We start from the raw sequence: 24,400 nt of genomic DNA, 5'->3' as shown, positions 1-24,400 counted from the left end.
AAGGGATCACCGCTGTTAAAATTTGCGGTGGAAAGTGAGCTTTAGTGCTTGCTGTCCACCTCAGGGCGTGTTGTTATGAAAACTAGCACTCCAGCTCGTGATTTTGGTGAACTATTAGGTTACGCACCTGGTAATGTTGCTGTTTACTCGTCTGACTATGACTCTGCCGACGAAAGCATTTACCCTAACCGCAGTGCCTATCGCAGTTATTTAGATGGCATTTATATGGGTTATAAATGGCAGTGCGTTGAATTTGCTAGGCGCTGGATGTATCTCAATCATGGTTATATTTTTGATGACATAGCCATGGCTTACGATATTTTTGAGCTACGCTCAGTACGTGAAGTTAACAGCCAAAATAGACTTCCCTTACAAGCATTTAAAAATGGCGCAAAGCATCACCCTCAAGTTGGTAGTTTACTTATTTGGGAAGAAGGTGGTGAGTTTGAAGAAACCGGCCATGTTGCCATTGTAGTAGAAGTTCATCCTGATAAAATTCGTCTTGCTGAGCAAAATGTTGGCCATCAAACATGGCCACAAGGTCAAAATTGGTGCCGCGAGCTTAAAGCTAAAATAACCAAAGATGGCGACTATTGGATTGAATGCTCTTATAACGATGCAACTATTTTAGGCTGGATGACCCAAACTGATCAAATTGAACACGCAGAACCTACCACTGAAATAAACACCGATTTATTTACAATAAAATCTAATTATATTGCCGATACAGGCCAAGCTGCAAAGTCATGGTTAAATATTGCTAATGATGACGAAGCCGCCTATGTAGACATGATGCAAGGCCACAAGCTTACCTCCAATGCAGAGGATCAACATAGCTACTTTACTATTTCACACACAGCCCAACAAGCCATTGAGCACGCCACTAATGAGCTGCATGGCTTATTTATGCATGCCACCGATTATGTGTTACAGCACCCTGAGCTATTAAAAAAGTTTAATTTACCTGAAGTAGTACTCAATAAAATTCGTCAATCGTGGGATAACCGCTTAAATCAATTGATCACCAGTCGCTTTGACTTTGCACTAACCCCCGCAGGCTTAAAAGTGTATGAATACAACTGCGACTCCGCTTCGTGTTATATGGAAAGCGGTAAAGTTCAGGGTAAATGGGCAAAGCACTTTGGGGTTAAAACGGGTATTGATGCAGGCCAAGATTTATTTAAAGACTTAGTAAAAGCGTGGCGAAAAAGTGAAGTAAAAGGTTTAGTTCATATTCTTCAAGATGACGAGCCAGAAGAGCATTACCACGCTTTATTTATGAAAGAAACAATTGCGGCAGCAGGTTTTGAGTGCAAAATTATTATTGGTTTAAATACTCTGTCTTGGGATGCCTTTGGCAATATTATTGATGCCGATGGCAATAAACTTAATTATGTATGGAAAACCTGGTCGTGGGAAACTGCACTTGAGCAAATTCGTGAAGAATGCGAGGCTGATCAAGCTCAAAATCATAATTTTGAGCCGCAATGGCAAGCAGGAGAAACCCCGCGGTTGGCTGATGTATTATTGCGTAAAAATGTCATGGTTTTTGAACCACTATGGACACTGATCCCCAGTAATAAAGCAATCTTACCGGTGCTGTGGAGTTTATTTCCTAATCATAAATATTTGCTCAATACCGCGTTTGAGCTCAGTGATGAATTATTACAAACCGGCTATGTAGTAAAACCCATTGTTGGCCGCTGCGGAGCAAATATTCAACTAGTCGATCAGCAACAACAAACCATTGAGGAAACCGCCGGACACTTTGCATCCCAAGAGCAAATATATCAGCAATTATTTGCGCTACCAAAAGTAGACGATTACTTTGTACAAATATGCAGTTTTACCACAGCAGGAAAATATTCTGGTGCGGGTGTGCGAGTCGATAAAAGCATGATTATTAATGGCAATAGTGACTGTATGGCACTGCGGATTGAATAACTCGTCAAATTAATAAACAATACTTTGCGGGCTTAGTTTTAGGGCTTAGTATTAAATATAATAGCTAAGCCCTTTAGCTATTATATTTATTACACTGTGCATAATTTACAAAAAAGTGCATAGTTTTCAAATATGTAATATTTAACATCATTCTTCCCCTCATATTGAAAACCCTATCTGATTGTATATAAACAACTTTATTTAAAATCCCTTCTCGGCATGGTGATTGCTTTAAATAAAGTAAAGTATGTTCATATAGTAATTAATGGGCAAAATAATTAAGTAGGAGAAATTATGAGTAATAGTAACAAAACAGCTAAATTTACCGCTCCAGGTATGAGTAACGATTCAGCAGAAAAAACTATCTCTACACTCGACAATCGTATGGTTGCGCTAATTGACTTACAACTTACCCTTAAACATATTCACTGGAACGTAGTTGGCCCTAATTTTATTGGCGTGCATGAAATGCTAGACCCACAAGTTGCGGTTGTACGCGAAATGACAGACACCATTGCTGAGCGCATCGCAACGCTAGGTGGAGTACCTGTTGGTACGCCAAAATCAATTGTTGATCGCCGTACATGGGACGAGTACTCAATTGGTAAAGCCCTCGTTACCGAGCATTTAAGTGCACTCGATAATGTATATAGCGGTATTAATAGCGATCATCGTAAAGCCATAGATACGCTTGCTGATCTTGATCCGGTTTCTGAGGATATGATCACCAGCCAACTAGCTGAGCTAGAGCAATTTCAATGGTTTATTCGTGCTCACCTTGAATCATCAACAGGTGAACTACAAAAGTAGGTGCACTATTATAACTGGCATACATAGCTAAATATTTATTGTTAGTTAATAATTTAAAATTAAGAAAAGCCCGCATTATTAATAATGCGGGCTTTTTAAGTGCTAATAACTTACTAAAATAATAACCTACTAAAATAATTGCACATCATACATAGCAAAGTATCTGCATTTTGCTCTTAAAAAGTTTACCCTCAAGTAGCCATTAAATATTGTCACGCTCAGCAAATGCATAAAAAAGAACTTCCCCCGATTAACCCCTCGTACATCTGCATTTAAATTTTATACTATTATTACCAGTCGATATTTTATTTATATTAGCAACCAAATTGGTTAACCAACTAAGTTTTAAACTTAAAATAAAAACTACAAAGCCATTACCAGTAAGTAATTTACATTTCTTATTTTAAATAAACGCCTCATACACCCTCAGTAAGTTAATTTCTTTTTATCGCCTTGGTACTTATCAGCACTTTCTTATCTAAAACAATGAATTTTTTATAGGTTAAAACCCCAATCTTCCCAAATAAGTAAGGTTAAACTCACCTTGCTTTTAAAAATTATAATTAATAAATAGCAATAACAAACCTATATACCAACATTAAATTAAACTTTTTAACTGCGATTACAAAATAAATTAAAAACATAACTTGTTAAATTTGTTAAATATTAAACAAAAAGAAACCAAAATTGTAATACCAAATTCACATTACTGGTAAACAAAGCTTGAAATTAAAACTTAATTGGACTAATTTTAACCACACTTTACGCATTACCAAAAAAAGTAAAACGCTGAAAAATTGGTAAACCAAAGCGCATCATCAACACACAATTACCCAAACGGGAGAGATACATGAAGCTTAATCGAATTACTTCCTCACTAATCAATAAACAACATAAAAGTAATCCTGCACTTATTAGCGCGGCCGCACTTATTTTAATGACATCATCTACTTTAGCTGCACAAGAGTCTGAAAACACCTCAGCCACAGCAGATAAAAACATAGAGGTTATTGAAGTAAAAGGAATTCTTAACAGTATGAAAGCAGCTGCAATGCTTAAACGTACTGACGGTCGTATTGTTGATGCTGTTGTTGCTGAAGACATTGGTAAATTACCAGACAATAATATTGCCGAAGCCCTACAACGTATTACTGGTGTATCTATTAATTCTGACTTTGGTGTGGGTGATAGTGTTTCGATTCGTGGTTTACCGCAAAACCGGGTTGAATTAAATGGTCGCTCTACTATTGGCGATTCTCGTGATGGCATTAGCCTTCAAGATTTTCCATCAAGTTTCTTAAAAACAGTAGAAGTTGTTAAGTCGCCAACTGCCGATATGATTGAAGGCGCACTTGGTGGTACGGTTAGTTTAAGAACGGTTCGCCCATTAGAATTAGATAAACTAACAGCGGCCATGTCATTAGATGCAGAATATGCAGATAAAACCGAAAACGTAGCGCCTATTTTCAGTGGATCTGTTGGTAATAATTGGGATTTTGATGAAATAGGCACGTTTGGTGCCATTGCTATGTTTTCATATCAAGATCGCGAAATTCGCCAAGACGAAACGTCTAGCCGCGTAAAACCTCAAGACATAGTAATTAACGCTCAAGAAGGAAACACACCAAGCGGTAACGCCATCGTCAGAGATGAGCACAGTATTGAGCAATATGTAGAGAAACGTGAACGTACTGCTGTAAATTTATCACTTCAGTGGGCACCACACTCGGGTAATGGCATGGTATACCTTGATTTAAGTGGTACTAAGCGCTCTGGTGAGCAAGCTGGTAACTCTATTTTAGGTGTAGCAGGTTCACTATCAACAGATGCAAACACCACACAAGACGCTAACGGCGTAAATAACTATACGTTAACTAACGAATTTGGTATTCCTAAAACATACAGTGATTTTCGTGATACTGACTCGTTTTCAAATGCACTTGGTGCAGAATGGAGTCTTACCGATAGCATCAAAATTTCTGGTGAAGTTGCTGTTGCATCCTCTGAAAGCATAAGACCAGACTCAGAATTTACATTGCGTCCAATCGAAAAATCGACGTTTGAAGCCAGTGGCGGTGTTGATTTAGTAAACCATTTATATGATGGCGCATTTTCACAAGACGGTAATCGCTTACCAAGCATTATACACTCAGATCCAACTGCATTTACTAATCCACAAAACTTAGCATTAAGAACATTCAAAAGTGAAGATAGAAAAACCAATAATGATGAAACAGCGGTTCGTTTTGATATTGAAATGTTTGAGCCGTTAAGCAGTGCAAACTGGATCTCTAAAGTAAAAGCAGGTGTTCGCGCTACTAAACGTGATTACGAATATGAACAATACAAAGTAGAAATTAAAGATATTTATAAAAACGCTATTAACGACTCAGATGGGTCATTAGCAACTTTATGGGCCGATGATTATAACGCCCTATTCCCTGGCAGTTTTACAACTATGAGCCACGATAACTCTTTTAATCAACTGGGTCACTCTGGTCAAAACGATCTTTTAACATTCCTTACTTATAATGGCTTATCTAACCCAAGTAATACGTATGCTCAATTACAGCAACTATTAGCAGGCACTAATTTAGCGTCTACTGGGAGCTTACACGACAATCAAGAGTTTCAAGAAAGCGCATACAAAAATGTAGTTGAAGACACCGCTGCAATTTATATATCGGCTTATTTAGATTTTGATAGCGTTACAGCCATTGTGGGCGCTCGTTATGTAACAACAGATCTTGAGTCAAGTGTTTACCAAAACGGTGTAAAAGTGACGGGTGAAAATGATTACACCGACTTTTTACCTAGCTTAAACGTGACATATAACTATTCAGACGAAACACTATTTCGCTTTGCTGCGGCAAAAGTTATGCGCAGAGCCGACTTTAGCGAGCTAAGCCCTGCATTTGACGTAAATAACGACCGAACCGGTGCAACTCAAGGAGCTATTGATTTAGAACCATACCGCGCAACCCAATACGACTTATCTGTAGAGCATTACTTTGACGAAGGTAACGTATTGTCTTTTGCACTATTTTATAAAGATGTTAAGTCATTTTTAAGCAACGAAAGCACGTGTGTTGCCTCATCAACTACCGCTGCACTGCAAAACGTAACACAGTGGAACCAAGTATGTCAGCTTGATACTGCCGGCGTATCTCAAGATAATATGGTTTACTCTGATGCAACTAACTATCCTGTAGATGCTGATGGTTTTAATCACGTTGCGGGCCTTAGAGATGCAGGGCTTACCGGCATCGATACCGTTAAAAATATTAACGGTGAAAACGGCTCTGTTCAAGGTTTTGAAGTAGGTTACCAGCAGTTTTTTACAAGCCTTCCGGGTGCGTTTTCTGGTTTGGGTATTAATGCAAACTACACTTACGCAGACAGCGAACAGCCAAACGGCAACCCATTATTAGACATTTCTAAAAACACTTATAACTTACAAGTATTTTGGGAACACGAAGGTTTCTCTACTCGCCTTGCTTATAACTACCGTGACGGTTTCTTAAGTACTGAAAACGAAAAACGCGTAGAAAACATTAACTCAACTGGCAGCATTTCACAAGACGGTACTGTTTATGGTAATAATTACCGTGATGACAGAGGCCAGTTAGACTTTTCTGCAAGTTGGGACATTAACGAAAACTTTACCCTAGTAGGTAACGCAACAAACTTAACCGGTGAACCTTCAATCTACCTATCTGAACTAGGCGGTGCTTGGAAGTACACTGAGGCGGATCGCCGTTATAGCTTAGGCATTCGCGCTAAATTTTAATTTTCCCTGAAGGCTAAAGCCTGCTTTTATGCAGGCTTTTTTATGCCTAAATAATAGTAGCTTTATATTGCATAAAAAACACTCTCCCTAGCTATACTTATCTTAATATAAAACTTAATATCAAAGAGCAATTACTATTAATAAGGAAAGGTAGTGCTGTCGCGTTTATATAATTTTATGCCGGGTTTAAATACTTTACTTCATTATGAACGACAATGGTTTGCTGATGATTTAAGAGCGGCATTATCGGTTGCCGCCGTGGCGCTACCCGTTGCTATTGCTTATGCACAGTTAACTGGTGTTAATGCTGCAGTTGGGCTGTATTCCTGCATACTACCCATGATGCTATATGCACTTTTTGGCACCTCAAAACAATTAATAGTTGGCCCCGATGCAGCAACCTGTGCAGTTATAGCTGCAGTAGTTACCCCGCTTGCCGCAGGCGACAGTTTTAAGCACTGGCAGCTAGTTGTAACCATGACCGCCATGACTGGTTTTTGGTGTTTTATAGCCAGTAAATTTAAATTAGGTGTATTAGCAGACTTTTTATCTAAGCCTATTTTAATGGGCTTATTAAACGGCGTAGCCATAACTATTATTGTGGGTCAGTTTTCTAAAGTATTTGGTTTTACCTTTGATGAAAGATACCTACTTGAACGCTTAGGGGGTGTGCCCACTTATTTATCACAAACCCATATTCCCACTTTATTAATGGCCTTATTTACTGTGGTTATTTACTTTGTTATGAAACGACTAAAGCCTACGTGGCCCGCATCAATGTTTGCCATTACCTTGGGCGCAATATTAGTGTGGTTTTTTAATTTAGAGCAATTTAATATTAAAACCATAGGCACAGTAACCGGCGGACTGCCGGTATTTAACACCCCTGTATTTGATATTGGTATTATTCGTGAACTAGTTGTGCCGGCACTTAACTTAGCCATAGTGAGCTTTGTAAGTATGATGCTAACAGCGCGTAGTTTTGCCGCAAAAAATGGCTACGACATAGATGCAGATAAAGAGTTTAGAGCCCTAGGTATTGCCAACTTCGCCTCTGCGTTGTCGCAAGGCTTTGCCGTAAGTGGCGCCGACTCTCGCACCGCGGTTAACGACGCTAATGGCGGTAAAACGCAATTAGTGTCGATTATAGCCGCCACTATTATTGCTATTATTGCTATTTTTTTAACCGCCCCGCTCGAGTTTATACCTAGTGCAGCACTCGGCGTGGTACTTATTATTGCCTCTGTGCATTTGTTAGATTTAAAAGCGGTATGGCAACTAAAGTTTAAAGATAAGCAGGCGTTTTACCTTGCCTTAGCCACCTTGTTTGCAGTGCTGTTTATTGGTGTTATTCCGGGTATTACGCTTGCTGTATTACTGGGTTTGTTTCAATTTATTCGCACCGTAATGCGCCCTACCGACAACATATTAGGCGTAGACATAAAAGGCGTGGTAAGAAGCTTAGATGCCACCGATAAAGCAAAAGCCGTGCAAGGGGTATTTATTTACCGCTTTAATTCGCCATTAACTTACTTTAATGCCAGTTACTTTAAACGCAGATTACTTGAGCAATACGCAAAACAAAAGGACGATACCCAATGCGTTATTATTGATGCCGTACCTTGCTTTACCCATTTAGATTTAAGCGTTATGGCCATGCTTGCCGATTTAGACGTTATATTTAAAAAGCGTGGCATTAGCCTTGAGCTAGCAGGTAGAAAACGCCAGCTTCTATCGTGGTTTGAAATTGCCGGAATGGTATCGGGTAAAAATGGCATTTATGTTCACTCCGATCTATATGTTGCGCTACAAAAAAATAGCGTAAGCCAGCCTACCGACGAAGTCGCCTTATTTGAAGCTCATACCAATGAGGCAAAACCCGAGCCGCTATAAACGCAAAAAGGCTTACAACACATAGTTGTAAGCCTTTTTATACTAAAAACTTAGTAACTTAAATTACTGTGAATGAACCATTTGTTCAAACTTCATGCCGGTTAATTTAGTAATTACTTTAATCACATAAAAGAAAATACCAATCATTGCCAACATAGACGGAATAGCAATAATAGGGTAACTGAGCAAGGTCATTTCACCAAGCTGCTCGTTAAACTCTACCGTACCCGCAGGGCTGGTCACTATCCACTTAGCAAGCACGTAATTCATAGTTGATGAAAAAGCAAAAGTAAGCGCTAAAATATAATTAGCCTTGGTAATTTGCTGCTTAAAACGCTGGGTATTACCGCGCGCATCTAACGTATCGTAAATTACATCTAACTTAAATAAAATCGAGTTTAACAGCACCTTTGCCAATAATGGCTTACCAAAAAAACCCGACATTAAAACAGTCAGGCCAATAATACCCGGTATAGCCGCTTCTTTTATTGCCAACCATTCTACATTAAGCTCAAACAGCGCAATGCCACCCGTTAATAAAGTACTTAAAAAACCTAATAATGAAATAAAATTTAACGAGCGTGCTTTAATAAAATCATAAATACCGTAACCCACAGGAAATATAAGCGCGACAATTAACCCTACAACGGTTCCTAAATATTCAGGCCCCGAAAACTTCATTAAAATAATTGAAGGCACTATAATATTAAAAACGACCTCAAATAATGGATTGTTTTTTTTACCTTTACTGTTATTTTGACCACTGGTTGTCATTCGTTACTTCCATTAATATATTATTGCTAAGACGAAAAGAGCACCTCTTCGCTACTGCCAAAGGCTATAATACTCGCAATACCTTCGCCATTCTAGCTTGTCGTTTTTGTATTGATTAAAAAGCCGAAAGGGAGCAATTATTTTTTGTGTATAAGAGCACAAACAGCCCTCTATTACGCAGGCAAACTCATATCGATGCCAGGTAAAGCCACCATCTGATCGCTAATAAGGCGGCGAATATCACGAATTATTGGCTGCTCGTTTTCAACTACTTGCTGCGATATAGCCACATACCCATGCCACGAAACATTATAGCCATGAGCAATGCGCGCCACCTCTTGTGGTTGAAACCCTTTTAATAATGGCTCTGGCACATAACCCCAACCTAGCTTGTCGCGTATTGCATCCCTAATTAACTCAAAGCTACTTAACGCAATATCGTAACGCTCAGATACATTGGTTTGAATGTCACTTTGGCTTAAATCTAAATAAGCAATTTGCGGCACACTGGCTAAGTCTTCATTACTTACATAGCGCATTTGCGTTAACGGATGATCTTTGGCAATAACCATATGCAATGCCACCCAGCCCAAAACTTGTAAAGGTAGCTGAGTATTTGCATACAAGCTCTGATCTAAGCAACAAGCTAAGTCCATAAAGCCCTCTTCAACCATTTGCTGCAACGCATTTGCACTCGCATAGTGCATTTCTAACGATATACCTGGGTAGCGCTTGCGAATACTGCGAATAATTTCGCGCCAAAAGGCTTCGGGTAAAGCATCATCACGGCCAATAACTAAGCGGTGTGGCAGTTGCTCGTCATCGTGCAGGCAGCGGTGCTTAATACTCTCAGCAAGGTTAATTAAGCGAATGCTATCGTCAATTATTTTTTCACCCGCGGGGGCTAATTGCATACTATTACCAGTGCGAATAAATAGCGCAGTACCCAACTGATCCTCTAGCGTCGATAGCGCCATACTCATAGTGCTACGATTAACCGACAAGCGCGCTGCCGCCTTAGCAATAGAGCCGGTTTGTGCAATCATCACAAAGTACTGTAACGACTCTAATTTCATCAAGCCCCCCTTAGTGTCAATTATTTTGACTCTGAGCAATTATAGTATAAAAATAATAAGCAGTATTATACGCACAATGTTTTAGTATTAAGAGCAGGAAAAATGCATTGGATATATTTAATAATAGCTGTAACTCTTGAGGTTATAGGTACAACAGTAATGAAGTGGCTGGTAAACGAAGACCAGTTACTATTAGGTAGCTTATTTGTAACTTTAATGGTTGGCTTAGCTTATCTTGCTCTTAGCCAAGCCACCAGCAAAATTCCTATCGCACTTGCTAACGCCTTCTGGGAAGGTTTGGGGATGATATTAATTGCATCTGTGTCATTTGTATTTTTAGGCGAAGCTATTTCTATTGGCCAAATGTTTGCACTTTTATTAGCTATTATCGGCATTGTTATAATTAACAGCGGCCACGCTATGCAAGAGCAAAAACAATGACAATATATTGGCTTTATATTCTTGGCTCAGTAATTTTTGACATTGCCGCCAACGTATTTTTAGAAATGTCGCACGGATTTAAACATAAACGCTTTGGCATACTTGCCATTGTTTTTATTATGGCCGCGTTTGCCTTACTCACCCTCGCTGTGCAAGGCATCCCACTGTTTATTGCCTACGCCACGTGGGGAGCTCTTTCAATTAGCGGTACTGCGCTGGCAACTTGGTTGTTGTTTGGTCATAAATTAAACTGGGTTGTTTGTTTTGGTTTAGCAGTACTTATTTTATCTATTGTGACAATGCAATTAGTTGGCCCCGCGTAAATACCTCTTATTAAAAACTAGCTAAAGTGCTCTGCAGTTCAAGCTAGTTTTTCCTGCTGTTTTGCCTTAGTTAACTTTAGGCTAAACTTCTAACTTAGTTGACTATTTTATAGCGCAACGCTATAACTTGTAACACGTTGCGCTGTGCCAACCTACAAAGTAGTAAATAAAAACTTAAAAGCGCACCGCTTGCTTAAGCTATCACTAGTTTAGGTTTGGCATTATTATACTTATTACCTTGAGGCATTTATGTTCAAGCAACTACAAGAAAAACATCAGCTTTCTATTCTGCTTATACTCAGTATTGTGTCAGTATTTGGTATTACGCCATTTATTATTATTCGTTTTATAGAAAATAACATAGTCGCAGCGCTAATTGACTTAGCCATTGTAAGCGGTATTTTAACCTTAGTCGGTTATGCCCATTACACTAAAAAGCCGCGCGTTATTAGCGCCGTTATTGCATTGCTTGTTAATATTGGCGTTATTGCCATTATAATTACCAACGGCATTAACAGTATGCTATGGGTTTATCCGGTAGTAGCCGTTACGTTTTTTTTAGTTAAACCAATAGAAGCGCTCATACTCACCCTTAGCAATGTGGCAATTATTGCGAGCATACCTAATTTATTCGATGTTATGCCACTAAACTCTTACTTTACAACCAACTTAATGCTAGCTGCCTGTGCTTTTGTATATGCCTCTTTTGGCAACAAGCAGCTTGCTTTACTTGCAGAACTAAACAGTACCGATCCTTTAACCGGCGCATTAAATCGCCGTGCGCTTAACGACGATACACTAGCCGCCATTTCGCGAGCAGAGCGTTATAACAGCACTTATTTATTAGCGTTTTTAGACTTAGACTTTTTCAAAAAGGTAAACGACGAATTCGGCCACGCCGAAGGAGACAGAGTACTAAAGCAATTAGTGTCAATTACCAATTCACATATAAGAGAATCAGATAAGCTATACCGCTTTGGTGGCGAAGAGTTTGTGCTAATAATTCCCGAAATCCCGCCCAAAGAGCAAGTTAGCTTTATAAACAAGCTACGCGAAACAATAAAAAATGAGTTAAAAACTCCTGCAGGTAACTCAGTTACTGTATCTTTTGGTGTTGCAGCTTGGGTACCGGGCACCACAGTTGCTAGCTGGTTTAAACGCGCCGACGATGCTATGTATCAAGCAAAAAAACAAGGCCGCGACTGCGCCGTATTTAGTAACGATTAGGGTCTGCTGACCTTTGCGGATTAAAATTCGTTCAAACTAGGAGCGATTTAATCGCGGCGCGAGATTTGTAACCTAGTGGGCTCGGTAACTGCTCCTGCGTTATTCTACTGGCTTACATCTATGTGTAAATAAGTAAAAACCGAGCAAAGCTTTTGCATCCTGCTCATGCCCCTAACAAAGAGTTAATCGCCCCTAAGACCCCTTCGGGCAGCGCATGTTTGGCATTAATGCTGCGTTATCGCCTATTTATGGGGAATAACCACACCACATAGGCTCTGCCTTGCCTAAATACCAAACACACTGTTGCAAATTTAACCTTGAAAGATAAACAGACCCTAAAGCTTTGAAATAAGTAAGCTAAACTAACCACTTGGCCAAAATGGCTTTACCCATTATTTATCTTTGTTTAGCAGCGCCTTTAAGTCGGCAAACGGGTTATGTGTAGCCGCCACCACTTTTTGCTCTGTAGTGCCGCCGTACAACACATATTCGTGATATTTATTATGCTCATTATCATGGCAATAAATACACAATAACTCCCAGTTACTACCATCATCAGGGTTATTATTATGGTCATGATCAATATGATGCACCGTTAACTCTCGTAAATTAGAATACTCAAACTCACGTGCACAGCGCCCACATACCCAAGGGTACAATCTTAACGCTTTAATTCGATAACCTTCTTCTTGCTGCTGATAAGCCTGCATACCACTCGTGGTTTTACTCATTAACTTATTACTACCGTCTTTTTACAATAAGCCCAGATTAGCCTTTAAAAACCACTTTGAACAGCGCCTTTTATTTTAACCACCGAGCTTTGGTTAAGATATTTACTAACACATTGAATAATAATAATGATGTTTAAACTTATTTTCTCTAGCCAGAGATTTTCAGTGAAAATAAGGCGAATTTACGCGTTAATGGCTGGCCTATTGCAAATAAATTCAACGCAGTTAGCGCTGAAAATAGCTGCTTGAGATAAATTTATTATCCAGAGTTTAGGTTAACTATCCTCAAAGTTGTTGCTCACCTAAAAGCTTGGGTATAATGAGCACTTATGGCTGTATTTGTTAGCCTACAACTTGGATAAAACAATGAAAAAACTCTCTGCAGTGCAAATAAAACAGCAAGCGCTTGTCCTTAATATTGCCGATACACTCGAAAAACAAGGCCTAGCAGAACTCCCTGGTATGCTGCAATGCTGGTTTGACGTTCAATATCACTTATTCCCTGGCTCCTTATTACTGTGCTTTCAATTTGACAACGAGCAAGCCTTAGCTGCAGCAAAACCAGAGTTATTAAAATGGCAAAAACGCTTAAGCGCAGCCATGCTAAAAAAAGGCGTTGTTTTAAAAGATATGCGTAAACATTTAGTATTTACATTAGAAGCACCCGATAGCTAAATCAGGTTTATTACCGAGGATAAAAAGTAGATTCGGGGATTAAATCCCCCGGCTATAAAGTATAAAACCCACGGATGTTTTTAGCGTTTTCAAGATTAAACTGATTTACATGCGTAATCAGCTCCGGAAAAAATGCTAAAAATACAACATTCAATTCATCATAATGCTTTGCTATATCATCAACAGCACCAGCAAAGGTATTAGTAAAGCGAATGCGCTTGGCTATATTATCAAGTGCTAGCCCTACCCCATCAAGGGTTTCGTACTCTTTAAACCAATCGTTGTCGGTCATGTGTTTTACAACGTGCTGCATTCGCAGCGGCATTACAAGCATACGCTTATGCAAAAGCGCAAAGCTAGTTTGTTTAAAGTCGTTTAATGGCTGTAGATTATATTTTTGCCAATGCATAATTAAAAAGTGATCAAACACCACATCAATAGCCACCCCTGCAAAACGCTTACGCTTAGGTGAAAAATACTGTTTAGCCTCTTTAACTATAGGATGAGAGTCAGTAAATTTATCCACTAAATAGTGATTATCGAGCGCATTCTTTACCGTTATAGGTATCTGGTTTAAATGCCGTTGACCACCAAAGTCGCCCAGTAAATTACCAAAGTGCGAATCGGCCGTAGGCTGTGCTAAATAAAGATGAGCTAAATAATTCAACGTGTTCTCGGGTTTGGTTAATACCTTTTAGATAATAACGCAGTTGTAGATGAAATTCATATAAAGGAAAAGTGAAAGGCTTTAAGCTTCAAGGGAATGATATTTTAGTTCGTGATTTTTTCACCAATAAAACACAGGCTCCTGCGCTCCCCATAAAAAAGACAACACAAACCTGCTCCCCACCCAATTACAATTATGTTTGATTAATTCAGTAAAGAGTCAGCCCTATTTTGCTATCAATGTTGCTGTATTTTTCGGTACTGCATGAGTCATAAAACGCCTTACTTAACCTTAACTATTAAACCTGAACTCTGGTTAAGAGATTTACTAACGTATTGAATCATATTTATATTTAATTTTATTTTCTCTAGCCAAAGGCTTTTAGTGAAAACTAGGCGAATTTACGCGTCAATAGCTGGCCTATTGCAAGTAAATTCAACGCAGTTAGTGCTGAAAATAGCTGCTTGAGATAAGTTTATTATCCGGAGCTCAGGTTATTAAGCTCACAGAGGCACAACACGTTATGACAACTACTTTTTTAAGCCAATTACAGCAAGTCGCACTGCAACAAGCCCTTATCAGCACCAAGCTTTTAAACAGCTACACATTAAAGAGCAATAACGCACCATCGCCCAAGCAACAAGCCTATAGCTTAATTGCTGTCGCGCTATACCGCTTTAATCTACAAAAAATAAAATGGTCATCTTTTTTAAAAACAGCCATAAATACAGCAAACAACACATGCCAATGGTTAGCCACCGAACTTGTCAGGTGCCAACAAGACTATAAAGCCCAACCTCATGACGCTGTAATTAGCGAACAAAGTGCATTCATTAGTGGTATTTTTAGCGAAGAACTCGCTTATATTGATAGTTTACTGGGGGCTGAAGCGTAAGCTCTTAAGTTTATTTAAGCAATTATGTGAACTGTCGGATGGCACGGCTGCGCCGCTTATTCAACCTACGCTATTTGCGTTGTAAGGCGAAAGTTAAGTGCTTTCATCACTTTAAAAATAGTTTCCCAACGTGGTTTGGTTTTACCATTAACCGCTTTATATAAGCTTTCACGGTTTAACCCCGTTGCTTTAGCAATATCACTCACGCCATGTTTTTTAACTAATAAGCCGAGTGCTTCGATAAAGGTATTTGGATCATCATCAGCTAAACACTCTTCTAAAAATGTATTAATTTCTTGCTGTGTTTCTATATAGTCAAACGGGTTAAAATCTGATGTTTGTAGCGCCATAATAATTACTCTAATTTATTCAACTTGCTGAACAAATGTAGCCTAAAGACTACAAGCGTACAATGTTATTTATAACTTTTGGGCTTACGCCCGCGCGGCAGCAGGCTGTGCGCCTACGGCAAATAACACATACTCTTAGTTTTTGAGCGAATAAGTATATTTGGGATTTGTTGGGTTTCGTTTCACTCTTCCCAACCTACGCCCATATTATTTATGGCGAATCACCAAACACATCGAGTAGGGTGAGGCTTATGCCTCATCCCTCTCACAGAACCGTACGTACGGACCTCGTATACGGCTCCTGTACCCTTCACATTTTATCAACTTATTTCCTAAACGCTGATAAAGCAAGCCATCCCGTATTCACTTTTTCTATTGGATATAAACCAAGCTCCTCAAACCATTGGTTTGGCATCGATACACAAGATAAAGGGCTTACTGAGTTACGCCACGAGTTCATCTTTATGAACTTAAACGGTGGCTTTTTCCCTAACTGCTTTAGTCGTCGATGTAGCCTTGATGGCTTCTTCCACAACCTCAGCTGTATTGCCCTTAGTCTTCGTCTGATCCAACCTGCCAAGGCTTTTAGTTCTCGCTTACAATTGGCTATACTAAAATAATTTACAAAACCGCGCACAACTGGATTTAGCCGCTTTATTACTTCTGCTAAATTTATGCCGCCGTTACGTTTTGTTAATTGCTTCACTTTTTGTTTAAACACGATGAGTTTTGATGCTTGTATCCGTGTCCACTGGCTACCTATCTCTACTCCCAAAAACTTCACACCTTTGCTGCTATGAGCAATATGGGTTTTCTTTTGGTTCACGGTTAATTTCAAGTCTCGCTCTAGTATTTGGGTCGATGCCTTAAGTGCTTCTTGCGCTGCTTTTTCTGTGCTGCACAAAATCAAGATATCATCTGCATACCTCACTATTCGGTGATTACGCTTTTTCATTTCTTGATCGAAAGCATCTAGGTAGATATTCGCCAATAACGGGCTAATTACGCCACCTTGTGGGCTTCCTATCGTACTAGCCTCCCAGTGTTCGCCTATCATTACCCCGCTTTTTAAGAACTGATTAATCAGCTTTAAAATACTACTGTCCGTCACTTTGCGTCTAACACTGCTAATTATCAAAGCATGATCAAGCAGGTCAAAACACTTCGACAAATCCATGTCTACGACCCAGTCGCGATGGTATTTACGGATAAATACACTCGCTTTACTGATAGCGTCATGACAGCTTCGTTTCGGCCTGTACCCATAACTCGATGGGTGAAAGTCGATGTCGAATATCGGTTGGAGTATGTTCAATAGTGTTTGTTGCACTATTCGGTCTCGAACTGCGGGGATACCTAGCATTCTGACACCGCCATCATCTTTGGGTATTTCCACCCGTTTGACAGGTTGTGCCCTATATTGCTTGGTTTGCAGCTCAAGTTGCAGTTGTTTTAAGTTTACTTCTAAATTCAGGGCAAATGCGCCTACGGACTGCCTATCTATTCCGGCCGCTCCTTTAGCTGCTTTCACTTTTTTGAATCCCTTGTACAGGTTATTAATGTCTAATAATTGTCCGTACAAGCTGTAGTAAACTGTCATTTTCTGCCTTTGCTTGCGGTATGTCTGCTCGTGTCATTCTACTTATCGCTGAATCTTCATGATGACATTAGGTGTGCTAGCCTTTTTTTTTGGCAATCTGCCTAAGTGGTCAGCCATTACTCCATTGCTCGCCCTTCAATTCTCAGCGTCTACATTCCTGCTTGGCCGTCATGTCTTGGCTATTTCCGTCGAAATACTTGTGAGCCGATAAACAAAAGTCTTCGTCTTTCATACGCTTAAAGAATACTTCCCCCCTTCGCAATCAATTAAAGCTTTTGGCTAAAATTGACCCCATCAAACATAATGTTGATGGTCGGCTTGGTTTTCCCCTCCACACCATTACTGGCTTTCATCGGCCTAGCCTTACTCACTACTACGGGTTCATCTGCCACCTCACACCGACGTTAAACCTTGGGTTTCCCCTTGAGTTTAGGCCACTTATTTACACTAAGTTTAGATGCCAGGCTTCCCCAGTTACTGCACTGGCTCCCTGTTAGAAATCCCACCCTCAAGCACAGTATTGGTCTGACTAAGTATAGGGCGTTGCGCTATTTTGCACGCTGACCCACCAATACTGCCGAAACAGGTTACGGTTAGTTGTGTACCTCTAACTTCTTATGGCTTCCTTCAGACCCCACCGTTGGCCAGTGACGCCCTTGCCATTCAGATTATCTTCCCCTTAGTCAGGGTGATAAGGCATCTTTCAGCCTATCGGGTTTGCCAGCTTCGCTGGGCAAACAAAAAAGCCGTTGCATTACTGCAACAGCTTTTATAATTTTGATAAATTTCCACTCTACAGTAGAAATTTTTTCAATGATCAGAGTTGTTATAGATTGGGTAAATACAGCTTTTTAGACCGCATTTTTCGTTTCATTACTTTTAATTATAGATTGGGAATATTTGTACAATTTAATAGCCCCAGCCAAACGATAGTTATTATAGTTTGGGAATAAAAGTTTAACTACGCTATTTCCAATGAATCCTGTGTTTTCAACATTTTTAAAAAGTCATCTGTAGATTTTACTGATAATTCAACCTTCAAAAAATCAGCTATTTTTAATACAGCATCATTAGGGTCTTGCTCTTCTTGAATTGATTGAGTCAAGCTCTCAGATAAAGCCTTAAATCTGAGTTTATCTTCAGCGAGCTTTTGTAAACTAGCGGTTTCAAAAGCATCAGTATTTTCTTTTATTTGCTGAACTCGCATTTCAAAAATTTCTTTAATTCGTTTTGTTCGTAGTTCTGATTTAGTAGAGAAAATATCAGCTTTATTTAGTACATATACAACCAATGAGGAAGCTACTCCTGATAGTAATGCTAGCGCAATATCTCGCAAAAATGGAATTGGAATAGCTGGAAGAATAGACGACTCAAAGTAAAACACTACAAATGTAACTACTGTCGCAGAGAAAAGCTTCAAAATGGCATCTGCTTTTTGGGCGCCACTCATTTCATTTGATGATTTGCTTAATATTTTGAATGCTCCAACTAGAGCCGAAAAACCTTCTATCAATATAGTCAATATTGATTTAAAAATACCAGTAGCTAAACCAATGATACTATCTATTACAACCTTGCAAAAATTATCAAAAAAATCTTTTAGTGCTTTTGTTAAAGTCGGAACTATTTCCGTACGTATATACTGCAAAACTCTTTTGAGTCTAACCTTTAAACCTTCAAGAGCGGAAGTTTCACCAACTCCTGCATCAATCCCATTTTTAAAGGAATCATTGAATTCATAAAATATCGGCTTTAACATTAATAATACAGCGTGCCCGAGTGCTTGATGGCCTGTTTGCTCACCAGCTTTAGTTGATGCTTGTGTAGCAATTTCAGCTGTATTATTTTTAACATTATTTAATGCACTACCTTGGGCTGACTCAAAGTTACTCTGGGTAGCCTCTTTCTCCATAGCAACACCTGCATCAAGGCTACTTCCTGTAAAGGACTCATTAATACGGTCTAACTCTTTTTGTTCGCTTTTTGACAATTGGCTTTTTTTCTTTTTCGTTAATAATCTTTCTTTCTTTTCTTTGATATCTACAAATGTTCCATCAAGCTTCATTTTGTTTTGACGTTCCGAAATACTAGCTAAATTATTATCACTATTTACAATAACTCTGCGGTTTTCATTAGTTAAAAGTACATTTCCAGCAAATTGGCGATGAAAGCTTTCTGATGACTGTAAATGTTCAGTATTTACAGTATCCAAGGTGGAAGAGCCTTGCCCATGGCGATGTAACTGCTTACCATCCAAGTCATTTTTGATAGTCCCATCTCTTCTAGTATTTTTTACTTTATGAGCTTCTAATTTATGTTTCTGTACATTACCGCGTTTACCGGGTGTAATTTTTCGACTTCCTTTAAGTTGTTGTTTAGCGCTTAACACTTGGCTACTTACTTGAACATTTTTATATTCAAAACAATTAATATCCTCCCAAAGTCTAGAAGCAGTCAGCCCCGTTCTATCCAGCTTTAGGTCTTTGTGAGTAATAACACTATCAAGAACACTTAGCCCTAGAGGAGTAACTAACTCATCTACTACATTTTGATTTGATTCAAAGTCCTTGTATACACTATCTATAACCTCTATTGATGAGCGCTGTTCAAATAGCTCCATATCAATTAATATACGGCTAGCCTGCAAAGGCGACGCCCCATTTAATTTTGATGCTACTGCTTCAAAAGAAAGACTTGGTTGTTCATATTTTTTATTGTTATTACTCATTAGATCCCTCTATAAATCAGGCTGATAGTTTAGCTTCTGTTACTTTATGGTATAACACCTCAGACATTTTAATATCTTCGTCAACCACTTCTCCTTCCTTGTTTAAGTACCCTAAATTAGCCATTTGCTTAAGTACAATTGATAGGTTAAATAGCGCTTGAAACTCTTCAATATGAGCAACTGGTAATAATTTAAAATCTAACTTTAAGTTGTATACATTATCTGAATTAGACAACTGTTTTACTCTTTGTGATTGAATACCAAATTCAAAACGATCTAATAGAATAGAATAGTTCATAATTAATTGTGCAAAGTAATCAACAACACTATCAATCGATTTAGATACAACAGAAAGTTTAACTTGTTGAGCCTCCATCTTCTTAATTTCTTCAAAAACACGCTCACGCTCTTGCTTAACTCTCTCTAGAGATTCTTTAGCTTTTTTCCGTGAAAAGAAACCAAGCGTCAAAATCATACCTGCGGTTTCAACAAACCCCATCTGATCAAAGTTGATTAGAACTAACTCATCTTTATTACGTAAACCTTCACTCTTATTTATTTCATAAATTGAACTATCGAAGAAGTCTTCAAAAGGTAACCCTTTAACTGTAACATTATGAATCCGGCTAGCAATTAATTTAAAGCGCTCAAACTGATTTTCATAAATTTCTTTTTTATTTAAATTAATTTTTGAAACCTTTTCTTCAATCTCTTTACCAATTACCTTAACGGCTTCTTGATATTCGCTCCTAGCTTTATCGTAGCGTTCATTAATTTCACCATAGATAGCCTCAGCTTCATCAGTATAATGTTTTCCAGTAAATGCATTCCAAACTTTAGAACATGTCTCTTTTACCTTATCAGCTACTTTTGAAACGGTATTTTTAATGGAACTACAAACACTTGAGGCCCAACTTTTAGCTTTACTAAACCACCCCATTTTCTTCTCCTTTAAAAATAAGGCTATAGCCTTCACTTACGATATCATTCATAGCTATTACCCAGCGTTGATAACGTTTATATTCATAAGAATCTATACTAAAGCTACTAGCTAGATTCTCTATAAACTGCTCTTCAGCGTCACACACTTCTCCATCAGCTAAAAGTATTCCAAACAGCTCGATCATCACAATACGTTTAGATTGTTGAGAAGATTTACTGAGGACTTTAATTACGCTATCGATACTGCCTTGTTTTTGAACTTTATATCCTGTCTGATCACACTCAATAAGAAAAGAGCCAAAAATCTCCTGTTCCTCTTGCTTGTGCTCCCCATTAAGGCCCATTGCAAATTTAGCAAGTTCAAGAAAGTTTTTCTTTTCGCCAACATTTAATTCTGATAAATACATTACTTTACTTCCTTAATAGCTTTTTTCTATTTTTTGAATGTTTGCAGAGTCATCATAAACATGTTCTATTCGTTTACTTACTTCACCAGCCTCATTATATAAATACTCAAATGCTATATTACCTTCGGTGTTTAACTCCACGCCTCGCGAAGCTTTACCGTCTCCATCAAAAAACATTTGATATTTTAAATGCTCACCAGAAAATGTATCTGTACTGCGTTTGATGCCGTTTTCATAATAAACTTGGGTTATTTGACCTGTAGACTTGTCTTCAATTGTTAATACTTTACAGTCCCCCAGTTTTTTAACAAAATCTTCAGTTTCAACTGTAAGTTTTTTATGCTTACCGAGCTCATTTGTTAATTCGATAATATTATCAATTCTAATCGACTGTAAAAGTGTTGTAAGTGTTTCAAAATTAGATAATTGATTTTGATTATTAACAAAAGCAACCTTATGCTGCTCTTTACCTAAATCGATTATGGAGTTATTAAGGGTTACCTCTGTACGCTTGAGGGCTGTCGTTATAAGTTGGGCAGCTTCCTTAGTACTAGTTGATAAAGACTCGAAGCCTTTCTTTGAAGACTCATTCATCTTAGAAAATGACTCGTCTAAGCTGCTTAATAACATAGTATTTCCTTCAGTAACATTATTAAGTTGCCTATCAAAGCTACCCTTGACCTCTTTTTGTAAATTTTTTAGAGTTTGTAAGCTGTCTTCAAAGCTTTTCCCTACCTGCAATTGATGTTCTTTTTCAATCTGGGCTGAGCTTTCTTCAAAAGACTCTATCTTTTTTATTACTGTCTCTAATAATTTTGATAACCCCTTATCTAACTCCGTAGTAGCTAAATCTGCTTTTTCAACTGATTTAGATTCCAGCTCCGTAATACGTTTATGTGTTAGAACTGTCGATATAATACAAATTACAGCTACAACTACAGTTGAAGCAAATACTAAGGCTAGATTAATATCCATAAATATCCTTTTGGTTACCCATATAATTTAAAAGTTGATTGTGAAATTGAACCCGTAATTTAGAGGGTTCAATAATGTTAATATGTGGAATCCACCTTAGTACAAGTGGAAACAACTGCTGTTGATTTACAACAAACGTTGAAACAATAAGTTCATCATTCACGGTTTTTGATTCAATAGTTTGTTTCGGGAAAAACTTTTTCCTGATAAAGAAATGAGCTATGGAGGATGATATTTTTAATGTCACTTTGAATTCATCGCTTCCAAACCAAACCGTTTCAGATTCAATAATTTCTTTTTCGACTTCAACGTCTTTTATAAATTTATCACTATGAATCCAAATATTTTTCATCAATGAGATGTGAAATGATTTCAGCTTATTATTATGTACTCCGGCTAAATACCAATAGCCTTCAAAGTTAACTAGTTTATAAGCATTAACTTTTTGATATGTCTTCTCACCATAAGAAAAGTAGATTGTATTGCTCTTTTTTATAGCGGTTTCTAAATCAATAAATTTCTTTTTATTTGGAGTTAAGCTATAAGATTCATATTCATAGCTTTTAATGTGGTAAGGAGAAGTATTCGCTTCATCAAAAAGGGTACTTAATAATTCTAAAGTAAAATAAGGAAAGAGATCTCGTACACCACTTTTTTCAGCAAATAAGTTTAGAATACTATGATTAAGTTTATTAGGTTTCGCTTTATTTAAAAACCAATCACCAGATGGAGCCGTGTGAATATCAAGAAAGGAAAGTCTTTCGAATACATCTCTTCTTAACGTGCGCGTTGATACATTAAAGTATGCGCTGAGTTCACTTGATTTTAAGTGATGCCCACCATGTAACATATTTAATAATTCAGCTAATCGCTCAGCTAATTTAGTATCTGCCATACTAAAGTTATTCCCTATTAATCCTTGGGTTAAACCTAACATTTAGATTGGTCAGGTTGTGTCCTTTCAAGTTAGAGTAAACAATATTTTTAATAATTGCACTAATTTATTGCACGATACAAAGTTTGCCAGACTAAATAATGACTCATATGAGTAACCTCTCATAAACTAAGAGTTAAATGGGCCATCAACAAACTCTCTAACTTGCTTCAATTGCTCTATATTTCCACTAAGCATAAAATCTAAAGCAGATTGACCATTAAACTCTGGGTTGGGTTTATTCACCCACTTATCAGCCCAAATGCGGTCATTAAATATCAAGCCTAACCCTTTGTAGATACCAATAATGTAAGAGATCCGTATGACTACATCCCTGTTCATGCTTTCAATATTACCTTGTTGCCATAGCTTAAATTCACGCTGTTCAGGTTTACCTAAAAGTACTTGTCGTTGATCTAAATTAACACCCCATGCATCCATAATATTTAGAAATACCTTTAATGCTACCCGAGCCGCTTTTCTCGGATCTTGTTGCAATATATTATTTGTATGCTTATCCATATTCTCTCTCTTACTTGTTGTTGAAGTAAAGTAAAGGGGTCAAATCTTGACTTCATACATTAAGGTATTAGCTGATAAATCTTGCTTCTTGCCAAACACCAATCTCACATTTAACACCCTCCCTCGTCATCATGCCCTGAAAATAAGCAATTGATGAGTAATGCATTTCATGGATGAAATGAAAACCATGCTTGCACATGGATGTGCTTTCATGGCGTTTACGTTCACATCAATTGTGGTTTGAAGGATTAAGCGTGATGCTCGGTGGCGCTGGGGAAGTCCAGAGAGGGGTCAGCGGCAGCACCTCTTTGGCTGCCGTCGCCAGCGCGACAAAACCTTGAATAAGGTTTCTAATATTTAAAAAGCGCGAAAGGCATCCACATTATCGGTGATGATAACCTCAAACACCTATTCAAATACTTATTCGGGCTGGCGCCCGCGCGCCAGCAAGCTTAACGCCTACATTAAATAGCACATACTCTTGGCTTTTGAGCGAGTAAGTATATTTGTGATTCGTTGGGTTTCGTTGCACTCTTCCCAACCTACGCCCATATAATTTATGGCGAATCACCACGCACATCGAGTAGGGTGAGGCTTTTGCCTCATCCCTCTCACAGAACCGTACGTACGGGCCTCGTATACGGCTCCTGTATTCTTCTATCCCTTCGGCTTATTTTCTAAACGCCGATTGAGCAA

Annotated in this window: 21 protein-coding genes; 9 read left to right on the top strand and 12 right to left on the bottom strand. The window is 38.3% G+C overall.

What is annotated here, in order from left to right; all coding sequences use genetic code 11:
* The first annotated feature begins 75 nt into the window (after window positions 1–75).
* The 4 genes from gss to AAEZ22_RS16435 all read left to right on the top strand — a co-directional run bounded on the left by gss (window position 76) and on the right by AAEZ22_RS16435 (window position 8,437).
* On the top strand, window positions 76–1,944 hold the full coding sequence (gene gss / locus AAEZ22_RS16450; RefSeq protein WP_352298081.1) for a bifunctional glutathionylspermidine amidase/synthase: 1,869 nt from the start codon (window positions 76–78) through the stop codon (window positions 1,942–1,944).
* A 294-nt stretch (window positions 1,945–2,238) separates the two neighbouring features.
* Window positions 2,239–2,754, top strand: a complete 516-nt coding sequence (gene dps, locus AAEZ22_RS16445) for a DNA starvation/stationary phase protection protein Dps (protein WP_011329105.1) — start codon at window positions 2,239–2,241, stop codon at window positions 2,752–2,754.
* 850 nt (window positions 2,755–3,604) lie between these two features.
* Window positions 3,605–6,544, top strand: coding sequence for a TonB-dependent receptor (locus AAEZ22_RS16440; protein WP_352298078.1), 2,940 nt, complete (start codon window positions 3,605–3,607; stop codon window positions 6,542–6,544).
* A gap of 153 nt (window positions 6,545–6,697) precedes the next feature.
* Window positions 6,698–8,437 carry a SulP family inorganic anion transporter gene (locus AAEZ22_RS16435; RefSeq protein ID WP_011329107.1) on the top strand — a complete coding sequence of 580 codons (1,740 nt, stop codon included), beginning with the start codon at window positions 6,698–6,700 and terminating at the stop codon, window positions 8,435–8,437.
* A 63-nt stretch (window positions 8,438–8,500) separates the two neighbouring features.
* Here the strand turns inward: AAEZ22_RS16435 and AAEZ22_RS16430 are convergent, their stop codons facing one another.
* Window positions 8,501–9,211 (bottom strand): VC0807 family protein, encoded by a 711-nt coding sequence (locus AAEZ22_RS16430; RefSeq protein ID WP_011329108.1) that lies wholly within the window; start codon window positions 9,209–9,211, stop codon window positions 8,501–8,503.
* A 173-nt stretch (window positions 9,212–9,384) separates the two neighbouring features.
* On the bottom strand, window positions 9,385–10,287 hold the full coding sequence (locus AAEZ22_RS16425) for a LysR family transcriptional regulator (RefSeq protein ID WP_011329109.1): 903 nt from the start codon (window positions 10,285–10,287) through the stop codon (window positions 9,385–9,387).
* A 102-nt stretch (window positions 10,288–10,389) separates the two neighbouring features.
* Between AAEZ22_RS16425 and AAEZ22_RS16420 the strand changes: the two genes are divergently transcribed.
* The 3 genes from AAEZ22_RS16420 (at window position 10,390) to AAEZ22_RS16410 (ending at window position 12,278) form a co-directional block, all read left to right on the top strand.
* The gene (locus AAEZ22_RS16420; protein ID WP_011329110.1) at window positions 10,390–10,728 is read left to right on the top strand and encodes a DMT family transporter; all 339 of its coding nucleotides are present in this window, start codon (window positions 10,390–10,392) and stop codon (window positions 10,726–10,728) included.
* The gene (locus AAEZ22_RS16415) at window positions 10,725–11,051 is read left to right on the top strand and encodes an SMR family transporter (protein ID WP_352298075.1); all 327 of its coding nucleotides are present in this window, start codon (window positions 10,725–10,727) and stop codon (window positions 11,049–11,051) included. The genes AAEZ22_RS16420 and AAEZ22_RS16415 overlap by 4 nt, the downstream gene beginning before the upstream one ends.
* 249 nt (window positions 11,052–11,300) lie before the next feature.
* Entirely contained in the window at window positions 11,301–12,278 is a 978-nt protein-coding gene (locus AAEZ22_RS16410; RefSeq protein WP_341255417.1) for a GGDEF domain-containing protein, read from the top strand.
* A gap of 392 nt (window positions 12,279–12,670) precedes the next feature.
* Here AAEZ22_RS16410 and AAEZ22_RS16405 read toward each other — a convergent pair whose 3' ends face one another.
* Window positions 12,671–13,009, bottom strand: a complete 339-nt coding sequence (locus AAEZ22_RS16405) for a YajD family HNH nuclease (RefSeq protein ID WP_086997751.1) — start codon at window positions 13,007–13,009, stop codon at window positions 12,671–12,673.
* Between the two features lie 366 nt (window positions 13,010–13,375).
* Between AAEZ22_RS16405 and AAEZ22_RS16400 the strand changes: the two genes are divergently transcribed.
* The gene (locus AAEZ22_RS16400) at window positions 13,376–13,684 is read left to right on the top strand and encodes a hypothetical protein (protein ID WP_011329115.1); all 309 of its coding nucleotides are present in this window, start codon (window positions 13,376–13,378) and stop codon (window positions 13,682–13,684) included.
* Window positions 13,685–13,736: 52 nt separating this feature from the next.
* Here AAEZ22_RS16400 and AAEZ22_RS16395 read toward each other — a convergent pair whose 3' ends face one another.
* Entirely contained in the window at window positions 13,737–14,351 is a 615-nt protein-coding gene (locus tag AAEZ22_RS16395) for an acyl carrier protein phosphodiesterase (RefSeq protein ID WP_352298072.1), read from the bottom strand.
* A gap of 523 nt (window positions 14,352–14,874) precedes the next feature.
* Between AAEZ22_RS16395 and AAEZ22_RS16390 the strand changes: the two genes are divergently transcribed.
* Window positions 14,875–15,246 (top strand): hypothetical protein, encoded by a 372-nt coding sequence (locus tag AAEZ22_RS16390; RefSeq protein WP_182683938.1) that lies wholly within the window; start codon window positions 14,875–14,877, stop codon window positions 15,244–15,246.
* A 65-nt stretch (window positions 15,247–15,311) separates the two neighbouring features.
* On the opposite strand, the gene AAEZ22_RS16385 is transcribed toward AAEZ22_RS16390, so the two are convergent.
* From AAEZ22_RS16385 to AAEZ22_RS16350, 8 genes are all read right to left on the bottom strand, one after another.
* On the bottom strand, window positions 15,312–15,596 hold the full coding sequence (locus tag AAEZ22_RS16385; protein WP_193038553.1) for an addiction module antidote protein: 285 nt from the start codon (window positions 15,594–15,596) through the stop codon (window positions 15,312–15,314).
* A gap of 325 nt (window positions 15,597–15,921) precedes the next feature.
* Entirely contained in the window at window positions 15,922–17,196 is a 1,275-nt protein-coding gene (gene ltrA / locus AAEZ22_RS16380; protein WP_352298068.1) for a group II intron reverse transcriptase/maturase, read from the bottom strand.
* A 961-nt stretch (window positions 17,197–18,157) separates the two neighbouring features.
* Complete coding sequence (locus AAEZ22_RS16375) at window positions 18,158–19,924, bottom strand: hypothetical protein (protein WP_193039206.1); 1,767 nt, start codon at window positions 19,922–19,924, stop codon at window positions 18,158–18,160.
* 16 nt (window positions 19,925–19,940) lie between these two features.
* Window positions 19,941–20,864, bottom strand: coding sequence for a DNA repair protein (locus tag AAEZ22_RS16370; protein WP_193039207.1), 924 nt, complete (start codon window positions 20,862–20,864; stop codon window positions 19,941–19,943).
* Complete coding sequence (locus AAEZ22_RS16365) at window positions 20,851–21,273, bottom strand: TerB family tellurite resistance protein (RefSeq protein WP_193039208.1); 423 nt, start codon at window positions 21,271–21,273, stop codon at window positions 20,851–20,853. Before AAEZ22_RS16365 ends, AAEZ22_RS16370 begins: the two co-directional genes overlap by 14 nt.
* A 12-nt stretch (window positions 21,274–21,285) precedes the next feature.
* Entirely contained in the window at window positions 21,286–22,248 is a 963-nt protein-coding gene (locus tag AAEZ22_RS16360) for a hypothetical protein (protein ID WP_193039209.1), read from the bottom strand.
* Window positions 22,238–23,143 carry a helix-turn-helix transcriptional regulator gene (locus AAEZ22_RS16355; protein ID WP_193039210.1) on the bottom strand — a complete coding sequence of 302 codons (906 nt, stop codon included), beginning with the start codon at window positions 23,141–23,143 and terminating at the stop codon, window positions 22,238–22,240. Before AAEZ22_RS16355 ends, AAEZ22_RS16360 begins: the two co-directional genes overlap by 11 nt.
* Window positions 23,144–23,311: 168 nt before the next feature.
* Window positions 23,312–23,704 carry an MbcA/ParS/Xre antitoxin family protein gene (locus tag AAEZ22_RS16350; protein ID WP_193039211.1) on the bottom strand — a complete coding sequence of 131 codons (393 nt, stop codon included), beginning with the start codon at window positions 23,702–23,704 and terminating at the stop codon, window positions 23,312–23,314.
* Window positions 23,705–24,400 lie beyond the last annotated feature (696 nt).

It is taken from the genome of Pseudoalteromonas sp. 20-MNA-CIBAN-0454, assembly GCF_040308685.1.
GTDB lineage: Bacteria > Pseudomonadota > Gammaproteobacteria > Enterobacterales > Alteromonadaceae > Pseudoalteromonas > Pseudoalteromonas nigrifaciens.
The sequence above is the reverse complement of the archived record's forward strand: the minus strand, read 5'-3'. Positions and strand labels throughout refer to the sequence as shown.